11 protein-coding genes and 1 tRNA gene are annotated in these 15,269 nt (G+C 51.7%); all 12 read left to right on the top strand.

Going from position 1 to position 15,269, the window contains the following annotated elements; translation table 11 throughout:
- Window positions 1-12: 12 nt before the first annotated feature.
- Window positions 13-88 (top strand) — tRNA-Trp (locus tag BSZ31_RS06430).
- A complete protein-coding gene (gene secE, locus BSZ31_RS06435) occupies window positions 59-529 on the top strand; it encodes a preprotein translocase subunit SecE (RefSeq protein ID WP_240605658.1) in 471 nt (156 codons plus the stop codon). Before BSZ31_RS06430 ends, secE begins: the two co-directional genes overlap by 30 nt.
- Complete coding sequence (gene nusG / locus BSZ31_RS06440) at window positions 529-1,062, top strand: transcription termination/antitermination protein NusG (protein WP_008248014.1); 534 nt, start codon at window positions 529-531, stop codon at window positions 1,060-1,062. Before secE ends, nusG begins: the two co-directional genes overlap by 1 nt.
- 115 nt (window positions 1,063-1,177) lie before the next feature.
- On the top strand, window positions 1,178-1,609 hold the full coding sequence (rplK, locus tag BSZ31_RS06445; RefSeq protein ID WP_105028056.1) for a 50S ribosomal protein L11: 432 nt from the start codon (window positions 1,178-1,180) through the stop codon (window positions 1,607-1,609).
- Entirely contained in the window at window positions 1,610-2,308 is a 699-nt protein-coding gene (gene rplA / locus BSZ31_RS06450) for a 50S ribosomal protein L1 (RefSeq protein WP_105028057.1), read from the top strand.
- A gap of 212 nt (window positions 2,309-2,520) precedes the next feature.
- Window positions 2,521-3,051, top strand: a complete 531-nt coding sequence (rplJ, locus tag BSZ31_RS06455) for a 50S ribosomal protein L10 (protein ID WP_105028058.1) — start codon at window positions 2,521-2,523, stop codon at window positions 3,049-3,051.
- Between the two features lie 47 nt (window positions 3,052-3,098).
- Window positions 3,099-3,476: a 50S ribosomal protein L7/L12 gene (rplL, locus tag BSZ31_RS06460; protein WP_105028059.1), complete on the top strand. Its 378-nt coding sequence runs from the start codon at window positions 3,099-3,101 to the stop codon at window positions 3,474-3,476.
- Between the two features lie 138 nt (window positions 3,477-3,614).
- Complete coding sequence (gene rpoB / locus BSZ31_RS06465; RefSeq protein WP_105028060.1) at window positions 3,615-7,724, top strand: DNA-directed RNA polymerase subunit beta; 4,110 nt, start codon at window positions 3,615-3,617, stop codon at window positions 7,722-7,724.
- 23 nt (window positions 7,725-7,747) lie between these two features.
- Window positions 7,748-11,977: a DNA-directed RNA polymerase subunit beta' gene (rpoC, locus tag BSZ31_RS06470; RefSeq protein ID WP_105028061.1), complete on the top strand. Its 4,230-nt coding sequence runs from the start codon at window positions 7,748-7,750 to the stop codon at window positions 11,975-11,977.
- A gap of 143 nt (window positions 11,978-12,120) precedes the next feature.
- Entirely contained in the window at window positions 12,121-12,507 is a 387-nt protein-coding gene (gene rpsL, locus BSZ31_RS06475; RefSeq protein WP_105028062.1) for a 30S ribosomal protein S12, read from the top strand.
- A 138-nt stretch (window positions 12,508-12,645) separates the two neighbouring features.
- Complete coding sequence (gene rpsG / locus BSZ31_RS06480) at window positions 12,646-13,116, top strand: 30S ribosomal protein S7 (RefSeq protein ID WP_008253357.1); 471 nt, start codon at window positions 12,646-12,648, stop codon at window positions 13,114-13,116.
- An 18-nt stretch (window positions 13,117-13,134) separates the two neighbouring features.
- On the top strand, window positions 13,135-15,237 hold the full coding sequence (gene fusA, locus BSZ31_RS06485; RefSeq protein WP_105028063.1) for an elongation factor G: 2,103 nt from the start codon (window positions 13,135-13,137) through the stop codon (window positions 15,235-15,237).
- The last annotated feature ends 32 nt before the right edge of the window (window positions 15,238-15,269 follow it).

The following is a 15,269-nucleotide window of genomic DNA, read 5'->3' on the forward strand; positions in this document are numbered from 1 at the left end:
TTCGAGTTTTTTAGGGCAATAGCTCAATTGGCAGAGCGTCGGTCTCCAAAACCGAAGGTTGTGGGTTCGATTCCCTCTTGCCCTGCCAAATTTGGTAGGACCGTCGCCGCTGAAGCGATTCAGCGGCGGCTTACATTTTAAGAATATGGCACAAAACGACATTCAAACAGTATCTACAGGGCAGGACAAGCTGATGCTTGTGCTGGCGATTGCCTTTGCAATCGGTGGCGCGGTGGCTTATCAGGTTTTGTCAGCAGAAGATTTCTTCATTCGCCTTGGCGTTGTCTTGTTGGGTGTTGTTCTGGCGATTGGCAGTTTTCTGCTCTCTCAAACCGGCAAGCGGTTTGTGGGTTTCGCCAAAGATTCCGTAAACGAAGCCAAGCGTGTTGTTTGGCCCACCCGCAAAGAAGGGATGCAAATGACCGGTGTGGTTTTTGTGTTCGTGTTGATCATGTCGATCTATCTTCTTTTGGTGGATAAAACGCTTGAGTGGGTGTTCTACGATCTGATTTTAGGGTGGACAATATAATGTCAAAACGCTGGTACGTGGTGCACGCCTACTCGGGACTTGAGAAGAGTGTGCAGCGAGCACTGCAGGAGCGCATTGACCGTTCCGAGTTTTCGGACTTGTTTGGCCAAATCCTGGTTCCCTCCGAAGAAGTGGTTGAAATCAAGGGTGGTCAAAAATCGATTTCCGAGCGCCGTTTCTTCCCGGGTTATGTGTTGGTTGAAATGGAAATGACTGACGATTCCTGGCATTTGGTCAAAAACACCCCGAAAGTCACAGGTTTTGTGGGTGGTACGGGTAATCGCCCCACGCCGATTTCTCAGAAAGAAGTCGACAAAATCATGCAGCAAATGCAAGAGGGTGCAGAGAAGCCTAGGCCGAAAGTGCTTTATGAAGTGGGCGAAATGGTTCGTGTCAAAGAGGGCCCATTTGCCGATTTCAATGGCAACGTTGAAGAAATTAATTACGAGAAAAGCAAGCTTCGTGTGTCTGTCACCATTTTTGGTCGTGCTACACCCGTTGAGCTGGATTTTCATCAGGTCGAAAAAGTCTGATCTGAGGGTATTAAGCTTTCCCGCCGCCTGTATTTGATTGCTGACAGGGTGCACGGTAATTCAAGCAATAAGAGGAGCGGCTCAGCGCTGCGTTTGAACTCACGGAGAAATTTCAATGGCCAAGAAAATCATTGGCTTTATCAAGCTGCAAGTGCCGGCTGGTAAGGCAAACCCATCCCCACCCATCGGCCCAGCACTGGGTCAGCGTGGTCTGAACATCATGGAATTCTGTAAAGCATTCAATGCCCAAACACAGGGCATGGAACCAGGCTTGCCAATTCCAGTGGTGATTACCGCTTTCGCAGACAAGTCCTTCACGTTCATCATGAAGACGCCCCCTGCGACCGTGTTGATCAAAAAAGCAGCAAAAATCACGAAAGGTTCGCCCCGTCCTCATTTGGACAAGGTTGGCAAGATCACTCGTGAGCAAGCTGAAGAAATTGCAAAAACAAAAATGCCTGATCTGACCGCTGCTGACATGGATGCTGCTGTACGCACCATCGCTGGTTCAGCTCGCAGCATGGGCATTGTGGTGGAGGGTCTATAAATGGCTAAGTTGTCTAAACGCACTCAAGCATTGCGCGCAAAGATTGATCGCAATGCCGTATACCCTGTTGATCAGGCCTTGGGCTTGATCAAGGAAACTGCAACCGCAAAGTTTGATGAGTCTGTTGACGCAGCCATTCAGTTGGGCGTTGATGCACGTAAATCAGATCAGGTCGTTCGTGGTTCAGTGGTTCTGCCAGCTGGTACTGGTAAAACAGTACGCGTTGCTGTGTTTGCCCAAGGGGCCAAAGCAGAGGAAGCCAAGGCCGCTGGTGCTGACATCGTGGGCATGGACGATCTTGCCGCTGAAGTCAAAGCTGGCAATATGAACTTCGACGTCGTCATTGCTTCCCCTGACACCATGCGCATTGTGGGTACCTTGGGTCAAATCCTCGGTCCACGTGGTCTGATGCCAAACCCGAAGGTGGGTACCGTGACTCCTGATGTGGCTACAGCGGTTAAAAACGCCAAGGCAGGTCAAGTGCAGTTCCGTACCGACAAGGCTGGCATTATTCACTGCACAATTGGGCGCGCCTCTTTTGATGTTGAAAAGCTGAAGTCCAACCTGTCTGCTTTGCTGGACGCGTTGAACAAATCCAAGCCAGCATCGTCCAAGGGTGTGTACCTGAGAAAGATTGCCGTATCCAGCACCATGGGTGGTGGTGTACGCGTTGACCAAACATCCGTGTTGGGTCAATAAAGAACTTTGGGCTGTGGGTTCCTGATTCGTCAGGGCTCACAGGTTGTCAAAGACCGTTGGAAACTGAGGGTTTGTAGTTTGGGCCTGATTTTTTAAAAAACCATCCAACCTAGATGGCGGTCCCGAGTAAAAGTAATGAATGTATGTTCAAAGCTTGATTTCGGTCGCCTGTTTTAAACAGTGCAATAAGCGCTTCTTTTTGGAGAAAGACCGTGGCATTGAATCGCCAAGAAAAAGCAGCAGTCATTGAAGAGATCACTGGTCAACTGGCCAGCGCTCAAGCAGTGGTTGTTGCTGAATATCGTGGTCTGTCTGTAGAAAGTGTGACGCAGCTCCGCAAGGATGCTCGTGCAGCAGGTGTTTATTTGCGTGTTCTGAAGAACACGTTGGCAAAGCGAGCCATTGCCGGTACAGCCTTCGAAGGTCTGTCCAGCAAAATGGCTGGCCCGCTGATTTACGGTATCAGTTCTGATCCCGTTGCAGCCGCCAAAGTGTTGGTCAATTTCGCGAAGACAAACGACAAGCTCGTTCTGACCGGCGGTGCGCTGCCCGGTCAGGTGATGGGTGTAGATGGTGTGAAGGCCCTGGCCACAATGCCAAGTCGTGATGAGCTTCTGTCGAAATTGCTGGGCACGATGCAAGCACCTATCGCGACATTCGTACGTACGCTCAACGAAGTACCTACGAAATTTGTTCGCGGTGTTGCTGCCGTTCGTGATCAGAAAGAATCGCAAGCTGCTTAACTTTTTTCAAGATAGCCGAATCAAACTTTTAACTGGAGAATACTCAAATGGCAACTAAAGCCGAAATCCTCGACGCCATCGCTGGCATGACCGTACTCGAACTGTCCGAACTGATCAAAGAAATGGAAGAGAAGTTTGGCGTTTCTGCCGCCGCCGCTGCTGTTGCAGTTGCTGCTGCCCCTGCTGCTGGTGGTGCTGCTGCCGCTGAAGAGAAAACAGAATTCGACGTAATTCTGACCGCAGCTGGCGAAAGCAAAGTAAACGTAATTAAGGTTGTTCGTGCACTGACAGGTCTCGGCCTGAAAGAAGCGAAAGACCTGGTTGACGGCGCGCCCAAAGCTGTTAAGGAAGGCGTTTCCAAAGCTGAAGCCGATGACGTCAAGAAGCAACTTGAAGAAGCTGGTGCAAAAGTCGACGTTAAGTAATGTCGGTTTTTGAAATGCCCGGGGGTTTTTGCCTCCGGGCTTTTTGCGCTTGAAAGAGCGATTACAAACCAGAGTGTGTTAAGCCATGTGTAGAACACATGCATATCGCTTAATCCGCTCGACATCAGGACAGAAAATATGTCTTACTCTGCCACCGAGAAAAAACGCATACGCAAAAGCTTTGCGAAACGGCCTCCAGTTTTGGATGTACCGTACCTTCTCACCACTCAACTTGACTCTTACACTGACTTTCTTCAATTGGGTCTCCCGGTTGAAAAACGTGCAGAACAAGGGTTACAGGCAGCATTTCAGTCTGTATTTCCAATTGTTTCGCACAACGGCTATGCACGCTTGGAATTTGTGCAGTACGCACTGGGCGAACCCGCTTTTGACGTCAAAGAATGTCAACAGCGTGGTCTGACCTTCTGCTCGCCCTTGCGGGCGCGCGTGCGCTTGGTGCTTCTGGATCGTGAGGCCAGCAAGCCCACCGTGAAAGAAGTCAAGGAGCAGGAAGTGTATATGGGTGAATTGCCACTCATGACACAGAATGGTTCCTTTGTGATCAATGGCACCGAACGCGTTATCGTGTCACAGTTGCACCGTTCACCTGGCGTGTTTTTCGAACACGACCGTGGTAAAACCCACAGCTCAGGCAAGTTGCTGTTCTCGGCCCGTATCATTCCTTATCGTGGCTCTTGGCTCGATTTCGAATTTGATCCCAAAGACATCCTGTATTTCCGTGTAGACCGTCGTCGCAAGATGCCTGTCACGATTTTGCTCAAAGCCATCGGCATGAATAACGAGCAAATCCTGTCCACCTTCTTTGAATTCGACCAGTTCGAAATCAAATCCGAAGGCGCATCCATGGATCTGGTCACTTCGCGTTTGAAAGGCGAAGTCGCAAAGTTTGACATCGTCGACAAAGCTGGCAAGGTTCTGGTTCAGAAAGACAAGCGTATCAATGCCAAGCACATTCGTGATATTGAAGCGGCTGGCTTGAAGAAAATTTCCGTGCCTGAAGATTTCCTGATTGGCCGCACCTTGGCCAAGAATATTGTTGATGGCAGCACTGGCGAAGTTGTGGCCTCTGCCAACGACGAAATCACCGAAGAAATCATGGGCAAAATCCGTGACGCAGGCGTGAAAGTGGTTGAAACCATCTTCACCAACGAACTGGATCACGGCGCTTACATTTCTCAAACGCTGCGCACTGACGAAACAGCAGACCAGACCGCGGCACGCGTTGCCATCTACCGCATGATGCGTCCAGGCGAGCCGCCCACGGAAGAAGCAGTTGAAATGCTGTTCAACCGACTGTTCTACAGCGAAGACTCTTACGATTTGTCTCGTGTGGGTCGCATGAAATTCAACCGCCGTGTTGGCCGTCCCGAAGTGGAAGGCGCCATGGTGCTTCAAGACGACGACATCTTGGCCGTAATCAAGATTCTCGTTGACTTGCGCAACGGCAACGGCGAAATCGATGACATCGATCACTTGGGTAACCGTCGAGTTCGTTGTGTCGGCGAATTGGCTGAAAACCAGTTCCGCGCCGGTTTGGTGCGTGTTGAGCGTGCCGTGAAAGAGCGTCTGGGGCAGGCTGAAGCCGAGAACCTGATGCCGCACGATCTGATCAACTCCAAGCCAATATCTGCAGCAATCAAGGAGTTCTTTGGTTCTTCCCAATTGTCGCAGTTCATGGACCAAACCAACCCCTTGTCAGAAATCACGCACAAGCGTCGTGTTTCTGCTTTGGGCCCAGGCGGTTTGACCCGTGAGCGTGCCGGCTTTGAGGTTCGTGACGTACACACCACCCATTATGGTCGTGTGTGCCCAATCGAAACACCGGAAGGCCCAAACATTGGTTTGATCAACTCCATGGCGATGTTCGCTCGTTTGAACGAGTACGGGTTCCTTGAAACGCCTTATCGCAAAGTGGAAGGCGGTGTGGTGTCCGATGAAATCGTTTACCTGTCAGCGATTGAAGAAGGCCGTTTCGTGATCGCCCAGGCGAACGCGGAGATCGACGAGAAGAAGCGCTTGGTCGGTGACTTGGTTTCCTGTCGTGTGGCCGGTGAATTCGAATTGATGGATCCGTCCGGCGTTGAGCTGATGGACGTTGCACCAGGTCAAATCGTGTCTGTTGCCGCATCGCTCATTCCATTCCTGGAACACGACGATGCGAACCGTGCCTTGATGGGTGCCAACATGCAACGTCAGGCTGTGCCATGTTTGCGTCCTGAAAAGCCGTTTGCCGGTACTGGCATTGAGCGTACCGTGGCTGTCGACTCGGGCACAGTCATCGTGGCTGATCATGGTGGCGTGGTTGATTACGTGGACGCCAACCGAATTGTTATTCGTGTGAATGACAATGAAGTGGAATCGGGTTCAGTCGGTGTTGATATCTACAACCTGACCAAGTACACACGTTCAAACCAGAACACCAACATCAACCAACGCCCCATCGTGAACAAGGGCGACATTATTGCCAAAGGCGATGTCATCGCCGACGGCGCGTCGACTGACCTGGGCGAACTCGCCTTGGGTCAGAACATGCTGGTCGCTTTCATGCCCTGGAACGGTTACAACTTCGAAGATTCAATCTTGATCTCCGAGCGTGTTGTTGCTGAAGACCGCTACACTTCAATTCACATCGAAGAGTTGTCTGTTGTTGCTCGCGACACCAAGTTGGGTTCCGAAGAAATTACACGCGACATTTCCAATTTGTCCGAAGCTCAGTTGTCACGTCTGGATGAGTCCGGCATCGTGTACATCGGTGCGGAAGTACAAGCTGGTGACGTCATGGTGGGTAAGGTCACGCCGAAAGGCGAAACCCAGCTTACGCCGGAAGAAAAACTGCTGCGCGCCATTTTCGGTGAAAAAGCATCCGACGTGAAAGACACCTCCCTGCGTGTGCCTTCCGGTATGACAGGTACGGTGATCGACGTTCAGGTATTCACCCGTGAAGGCATCGTTCGCGACAAGCGGGCTCAGTCCATCATTGATGACGAACTGAAGCGTTATCGCCTCGACCTGAACGACCAGATGCGTATTGTTGAGGCCGATGCTTTCAGCCGTATCGAGCGTTTCCTGATCGGTAAGGTCGCCAACGGCGGTCCTGCCAAGTTGGCCAAAGGCAGCAAGATCACTGCTGAATACTTAAAGGAAGTGGATCACCATCACTGGTTCGACATTCGCTTGGCAGAAGAAGAAGCCGCGGGTCAACTCGAAACATTGAAGAAGTCCATTGAAGACAAGCGTCATCAGTTCGATTTGGCCTTTGAAGAAAAGCGCAAGAAATTGACGCAAGGTGATGAACTGCCACCAGGTGTTTTGAAAATGGTCAAGGTGTACCTGGCCGTCAAGCGCCGCTTGCAGCCTGGTGACAAAATGGCTGGCCGTCACGGTAACAAGGGTGTGGTTTCCAAGATCGTTCCTGTGGAAGACCTGCCGCACATGGCTGATGGTCGTCCCGTCGACATCGTATTGAACCCGCTAGGTGTTCCTTCACGTATGAACGTGGGTCAAATTCTGGAAACCCACCTGGGTTGGGCTGCCAAGGGTATCGGCGATCGCATCAATGAAATGCTGCGTGAACAGAATGCAGTGGCGCGTCTGCGTGAATACCTGCACAAGGTGTACAACGGCACAGGCACCACTGTTGATCTCGATTCCCTGACTGATCAGGAAATCATCAACATGGGCAAGAACCTGACCAAGGGCATGCCTTTCGCCACGCCCGTATTCGATGGCGCGAACGAAGAAGACATTCTGGAAATGCTTCGCTTGGCTTACCCCGACGAAGACCCGCGTATGCAAGCCTTGGGCTTTAACGATTCAAAAACCCAGGTGACCCTCTATGACGGTCGCACAGGCGACGCATTTGACCGCAAGGTTACTGTTGGCTACAAGCATGTGCTGAAACTGCACCACTTGGTCGACGACAAGATGCATGCCCGGTCAACCGGACCATACTCTTTGGTCACGCAGCAACCACTGGGCGGTAAAGCCCAGTTTGGTGGTCAGCGTTTCGGTGAGATGGAAGTGTGGGCTTTGGAAGCTTATGGCGCGTCGTACGTACTTCAGGAAATGTTGACTGTGAAGTCAGACGACGTGAATGGTCGTACGAAGGTGTATGAGAATTTGGTCAAAGGTGATCACACGATTGATGCCGGTATGCCGGAATCTTTCAACGTACTCGTGAAAGAAATCCGCTCACTCGGTATTGATATTGATCTGGACCGTAATTGATCGGTCGCGACGGAGGTATTTAAATGAAAGCTTTATTAGATCTGTTTAAACAGGTCCAGCAAGACGAGCAATTCGACGCAATCAAGATTGCGATCGCTTCGCCCGACAAAATCCGTTCGTGGTCTTTCGGTGAAGTCAAAAAGCCAGAAACCATTAACTATCGCACCTTCAAGCCCGAGCGCGATGGTCTGTTTTGTGCCAAGATTTTTGGCCCAATCAAAGACTATGAATGCTTGTGCGGCAAGTACAAGCGCCTCAAGCACCGTGGTGTTATCTGCGAAAAGTGCGGTGTTGAAGTCACCCTGGCCAAAGTGCGCCGTGAGCGCATGGGTCACATCGACTTGGCCTCGCCCGTTGCGCACATCTGGTTCCTGAAGTCACTGCCATCCCGTTTGGGCATGGTGCTGGACATGACCCTGCGGGACATCGAACGCGTGTTGTACTTCGAAGGTTTCGTGGTTGTTGAGCCCGGTATGACGCCGCTGAAACGCGCGCAGTTATTGACCGAAGAAGATTACCTCGCCAAGCAGGAAGAGTACGGTGATGACTTCGTCGCGTTCATGGGTGCTGAAGGCATCAAGGAACTGCTGAAGTCTATCGATATCGATCGCGAAGTCACCACACTGCGCGACGAGTTGGGTACCACCAATTCCGAAGCCAAGATCAAGAAAATCGCCAAGCGCCTGAAAGTGCTGGAAGGTTTCCAAAAGTCTGGCATCAAGCCCGAGTGGATGATTCTGGAAGTACTACCCGTGCTTCCACCCGAATTGCGTCCATTGGTTCCGCTGGATGGCGGCCGCTTTGCGACATCCGACCTGAACGATCTATACCGTCGCGTGATCAACCGCAACAACCGCTTGAAGCGTTTGCTGGAACTGAATGCCCCTGACATCATCGTGCGCAATGAAAAGCGCATGTTGCAGGAAGCCGTTGATTCATTGCTCGACAATGGTCGTCGCGGCAAGGCCATGACTGGTGCCAACAAGCGCCCATTGAAGTCATTGGCCGACATGATTAAAGGCAAGGGCGGTCGTTTCCGTCAAAACTTGCTTGGCAAGCGCGTGGACTATTCCGGTCGTTCCGTGATCGTGGTGGGCCCACAGCTAAAACTGCACCAGTGTGGTTTGCCAAAACTGATGGCGCTCGAATTGTTCAAGCCTTTCATTTTCAACCGCTTGGAAGTGATGGGCATTGCAACCACCATCAAGCAAGCCAAGAAGTTTGTTGAAAACCAGGAACCCATCGTATGGGACATTCTGGAAGAAGTGATTCGCGAGCATCCGGTCATGTTGAACCGTGCGCCAACACTTCACCGCTTGGGTATTCAGGCCTTCGAGCCCGTGCTGATTGAAGGCAAGGCCATTCAATTGCACCCGCTGGTTTGCGCTGCGTTTAACGCCGACTTTGACGGTGACCAAATGGCGGTTCACGTGCCTTTGTCTCTGGAAGCCCAGATCGAAGCACGTACGCTGATGCTGGCCTCCAACAACGTATTGTTCCCGGCCAACGGCGATCCTTCTATTGTTCCTTCACAAGACATCGTGTTGGGTTTGTATTACACCACCCGTGACCGGGTGAATGGTCGCAATGAAGGCATCATGTTCTCCGACGTCAGCGAGGCAAACCGCGCTTACGACAACAAAGAAGTTGAACTGGCCACTCGCGTGACTGTTCGGATCACCGAATACGATGTGAACAAGGAAACTGGTGAAAAAACATCCAAGCGCACGCGTTATGAAACAACGGTAGGTCGTGCCTTGCTGTCTGAAATTCTGCCTCCAGGTCTGCCTTTCTCCTTCATTGATCGTCCTTTGAAGAAGAAAGAAATTTCCCGCTTGATTAACGCGTCTTTCCGTCGCTGTGGTCTGCGTGAAACAGTTATTTTTGCAGACAAGCTGATGCAGTTTGGTTTCCGCATGGCGACCCGTGGCGGCATTTCGATTGCGATGGGCGACATGGTAGTTCCGGCCCAGAAGCAGGTCATCATCGCTGCCGCTGAAGCCGAAGTGAAAGAAATCCAATCCCAGTACACATCCGGTCTGGTGACTCAGGGTGAGCGTTACAACAAGGTTGTTGATATCTGGGGCCGAGCAGGCGACCAGGTGGGCAAGGCCATGATGGAACAGCTGGCCACCGAGCCTGTAATTGACCGCAACGGAAATGAAGTTCGTCAGGAGTCGTTCAACGCGATTTACATGATGGCCGACTCCGGTGCCCGTGGTTCTGCTGCGCAGATCCGTCAGTTGGCGGGTATGCGTGGTCTGATGGCCAAGCCAGACGGCTCAATCATTGAAACGCCGATCATCGCGAACTTCCGCGAAGGTCTGAACGTGTTGCAGTACTTCATTTCAACACACGGCGCTCGTAAAGGCTTGGCCGATACGGCCTTGAAAACCGCGAACTCCGGTTACCTCACGCGTCGTCTTGTTGATGTGACTCAAGACTTGGTCGTGGTGGAAGACGATTGTGGTACTTCCAACGGCGTCGCCATGAAAGCCCTGGTTGAAGGTGGTGAAGTCATTGAAGCATTGCGCGATCGTATTTTGGGTCGGGTTGTGGTGTCTGATGTGGTTAATCCCGAAACCCAGGAAACTGTGTTTGAAGTGGGCAAGTTGCTAGATGAAGATGCGGTTGAGTTGATCGATCATCTGGGTATCGACGAGGTGCGTGTGCGCACGCCGCTGTCTTGCGAGACACGTTACGGTCTGTGTGCCAAGTGCTACGGCCGTGACTTGGGCCGCGGTTATCTGGTCAACAACGGTGAGGCTGTTGGTGTTATTGCAGCGCAGTCCATCGGCGAGCCAGGTACACAGTTGACCATGCGTACGTTCCACATTGGTGGTGCTGCGTCACGTGCTGCGGTAGTGTCCAGTATTGAGGCCAAATCAAACGGCGTAATCCGTTTCACTGCCACCATGCGTTATGTGACCAACGGCAAGGGCGAGCAAATCGTGATTTCCCGCTCTGGCGAAGTGCTGATCACTGACGACTTTGGCCGCGAGCGTGAGCGTCACAAGGTACCTTACGGTGCCACATTGGCCGTGCTGGATGGTAACCAGGTCAAAGCTGGCGCGATGTTGGCAACCTGGGATCCTTTGACTCGCCCAATCGTGACCGAATACGCCGGTAAAATCCGCTTCGAGAATATCGAAGAGGGTGCAACCGTAGCCAAGCAGATCGACGATGTGACCGGTTTGTCTACCCTGGTTGTTATTGATGCGAAGCGTCGTACGGCCGGTAGCAAGGGCGAGCGTCCACAGGTGAAGTTGATCGACCCGCAGGGCAACGAAGTCAAGATCGCTGGTTCTGATCATTCTGTAAACATCAGCTTCCCGGTTGGCGCGCTCATTACAGTGCGCGACAACCAAGATGTGTCAGTGGGTGAAGTTTTGGCGCGTATTCCTCAGGAAAGCCAAAAAACTCGAGACATTACCGGTGGTCTGCCACGCGTGGCCGAGCTGTTTGAAGCCCGTTCGCCCAAAGATGCCGGCATGTTGGCCGAAGTCACGGGTACGGTTTCTTTCGGTAAAGACACCAAGGGCAAGCAGCGTCTGGTCATTACCGACCTTGACGGTGTGTCTCACGAGTTCTTGATTCCCAAGGACAAGCACGTGCTGGTGCATGACGGTCAGGTGGTCAACAAAGGCGAATCCATTGTGGATGGCCCAGCCGATCCGCACGACATTTTGCGTTTGTTGGGTATTGAGGCCCTGGCTCGCTACATCGTTGATGAAGTTCAGGACGTTTATCGTTTGCAAGGCGTGAAGATTAACGACAAGCACATCGAAGTGATCGTTCGTCAAATGTTGCGTCGCGTCATTGTGGATGATCCTGGCGAAACAGGTTTCATCCCAGGCGAGCAAGTTGAACGCTCTGAACTGTTGGATGCAAACGACAAAATGCGCAGTGAAAACAAGCGCGAAGCAACTTACCAAAATATTTTGCTGGGTATTACCAAAGCCTCCTTGTCGACCGATTCGTTCATCTCGGCTGCTTCCTTCCAGGAAACAACCCGCGTACTGACCGAAGCCGCCATCATGGGCAAGCGCGACGAATTGCGTGGTCTGAAAGAGAACGTGATTGTAGGTCGCTTGATCCCGGCTGGTACCGGTATGGCCTTCCACAAGGCTCGCAAGGACAAAGAAGGGCGCGAAGCGGAAGAGTTGCGCCTGATGGAAGCCGAACATGACCCTCGCGCACAAGCCGAGGCACTGTTCAATCTGCCAGCCTCTGAGGGTTCTGACGAAGCCTAAGTTGTTGACAGAAATATGAAAGGTGATAGTAAAACATCACCTTATTCATTGACCCGCGCTTGTGTTTTGGAATACAATCGCGGGCTAAATTGGCTGCGGGCATGCCCGTAGCCCTTTTGTTTTTTTTAACCGGAACTGGAACTATGCCAACCATTAATCAGCTAGTGCGTAAACCACGCACCAGTGTGACCATGAAGAGCAAAAGCCCCGCGCTTGAGGATTGCCCTCAAAAGCGTGGCGTGTGTACTCGTGTTTACACAACAACTCCAAAAAAACCAAACTCTGCGCTGCGTAAAGTGGCCAAAGTTCGCCTGACCAACGGCTTCGAAGTGATCTCCTACATCGGTGGTGAAGGCCACAACCTGCAGGAACACTCAGTGGTGTTGATCCGTGGCGGTCGTGTGAAAGACTTGCCTGGTGTGCGTTATCACATCGTGCGTGGCTCACTTGACTTGCAAGGCGTTAAAGATCGTAAGCAAGCTCGTTCCAAGTATGGTTCGAAGCGTCCAAAAGCTGCCAAGGCCAAGTAATTAGGCTAAGCAATAAGGCCAAGTGATTTTTTACACTGGTCGATTTAAAACCGCATTCCGTGCGGCACACATTTGGTGTGTCGAGTAAGCAGATGCATAAGTGGGATTGCCCACGCTGAAGATAAAGGAATAGTCAAGATGCCACGTCGTCGCGAAGTGCAGCGCAGAGAAGTGCTGCCAGATCCAAAGTTTCAAAGCACAGAAGTAGCCAAATTCATGAACGTCATCATGTTGTCTGGCAAGAAAGCTGTTGCCGAACGCATTATTTACGGTGCTTTTGACAGCATCTCAACGAAAGCTGGTAAAGACCCACTCGAGGTGTTCAACGCCGCGATCAACAACGTAAAGCCAGTTGTTGAAGTGAAGTCTCGCCGCGTCGGTGGTGCGAACTACCAAGTTCCGGTGGAAGTTCGTCCCTCACGTCGTTTGGCTCTGGCCATGCGTTGGGTGCGTGAAGCAGCCAAGAAGCGTAGCGAAAAGTCCATGGACCTTCGCCTGGCAGGTGAGCTGCTCGAAGCAGCCGAAGGTCGCGGTGGTGCGATGAAGAAGCGTGATGAAGTGCACCGCATGGCTGAAGCCAACAAAGCCTTCTCGCATTTCCGATTCTAAATTTAACTGGAGTAGCAAATGGCTCGTAAGACGCCCATTGAGCGATATCGTAACATTGGTATTTCCGCGCACATCGATGCGGGAAAAACCACCACGACTGAACGTATTCTGTTTTACACAGGCGTAAGTCACAAGATTGGTGAAGTGCACGACGGTGCGGCCACCATGGACTGGATGGAGCAGGAACAAGAGCGTGGTATTACCATCACCTCTGCTGCCACAACCTGCTTCTGGAAAGGAATGGACAATTCCTACGAAGAGCACCGGTTCAACATCATCGACACACCCGGGCACGTTGACTTCACCATTGAAGTTGAACGTTCCATGCGTGTTCTCGACGGCGCTTGCATGGTTTATTGTGCGGTGGGTGGTGTTCAGCCTCAGTCTGAAACTGTGTGGCGTCAAGCCAACAAGTACAAAGTGCCTCGCTTGGCCTTTGTGAACAAGATGGACCGCACCGGTGCCAACTTCTTCAAGGTGGTTGAACAAATGCGTCTGCGCTTGCGCGCAAACCCAGTGCCTATCGTGATTCCTATCGGCTCGGAAGAAAAATTCCAAGGCGTGGTTGACTTGATCAAGATGAAGGCTATTTACTGGGATGAGGCATCTCAGGGTATGAAGTTTGATTACCGCGAAATCCCGGCCGAATTGAAAGCCGAGGCTGACAAGTGGCGCGAGCAAATGGTGGAAGCTGCTGCTGAAGCCTCTGAAGAGCTAATGAACAAATACCTTGAAGAAGGTAGCTTGTCAGAAGCAGAGATTATCCTCGGCATTCGCACGCGTACTATTTCGACTGAGATTCAGCCGATGTTGTGTGGTACTGCGTTTAAAAACAAGGGTGTTCAGCGTATGCTGGACGCGGTCATTGATTTCCTGCCCTCACCAGTGGATATTCCGCCAGTGTCCGGCACGGATGAAGATGAAGAGCCGATTGTTCGTCATGCCAATGACGAGGAAAAATTGTCTGCTTTGGCATTCAAGTTGATGACCGATCCATTCGTGGGTCAGTTGACTTTCGTTCGCGTGTACTCTGGTGTGCTGAACAAGGGTGACTCCGTATACAACCCTGTGCGTGGCAAGAAAGAGCGTATTGGCCGTATCGTTCAGATGCATGCCAACAACCGTCAGGAAGTTGAAGAAATTCGCGCTGGCGACATTGCCGCCTGCGTGGGTTTGAAAGATGTGACGACAGGTGAAACCCTCTGTGATCCATCCGCCATCATCACTCTGGAGCGCATGGTGTTCCCCGAGCCGGTAATTGCTCAGGCCGTCGAACCAAAGACCAAGACAGACCAGGAAAAAATGGGTATTGCTTTGGGTCGTTTGGCTGCTGAAGATCCCTCGTTCCGTGTTCGCACCGACGAAGAGTCTGGTCAAACAATCATTGCCGGTATGGGTGAATTGCACCTCGAGATTATCGTGGATCGCATGAAGCGCGAATTTGGTGTGGAAGCCAACGTGGGCAAGCCACAGGTTGCCTACCGCGAAACCATCCGCAACACCGTCAAGGAAGTTGAAGGCAAGTTTGTTCGCCAGTCGGGTGGTCGCGGTCAGTATGGTCACGTGGTTTTGCGCGTTGAGCCGAACGAGGCTGGCAAGGGCTTTGAATTCCTGGATGAAATCAAGGGCGGTGTTGTTCCTCGCGAGTACATTCCTGCCGTACAGAAGGGTATTGAGGAATCATTGAGCAATGGCGTATTGGCCGGTTACCCGGTTGTTGACGTGAAAGTGGCATTGCACTTCGGTTCGTACCACGACGTTGACTCCAACGAAACAGCGTTTAAAATCGCTGCTTCCATGGGTTTCAAGGAAGGTATGCGCCGCGCAAGCCCTGTGCTGCTTGAGCCAATGATGGCTGTTGAAGTGGAGTCACCAGAAGATTACGCCGGTACTGTGATGGGCGATTTGTCCTCACGTCGCGGTGTAGTTCAGGGTATGGATGACATTCCTGGTGGTGGCAAGGCAATCAAGGCTGAAGTTCCCTTGGCTGAAATGTTTGGTTATTCCACTACATTGCGTTCCCTGACACAGGGCCGCGCAACGTACAGCATGGAATTCAAGCACTACAGCGAAGCTCCCAAAAACGTTGCTGACGCTGTTATTAGCGCCCGCGCCAAATAATTGAAATTAAAGAACTGAAAAGAGGTATTTGC

The organism is Limnobacter sp. SAORIC-690 (genome assembly GCF_002954425.1).
GTDB classification, from domain to species: Bacteria; Pseudomonadota; Gammaproteobacteria; order Burkholderiales; family Burkholderiaceae_B; genus Limnobacter; species Limnobacter profundi.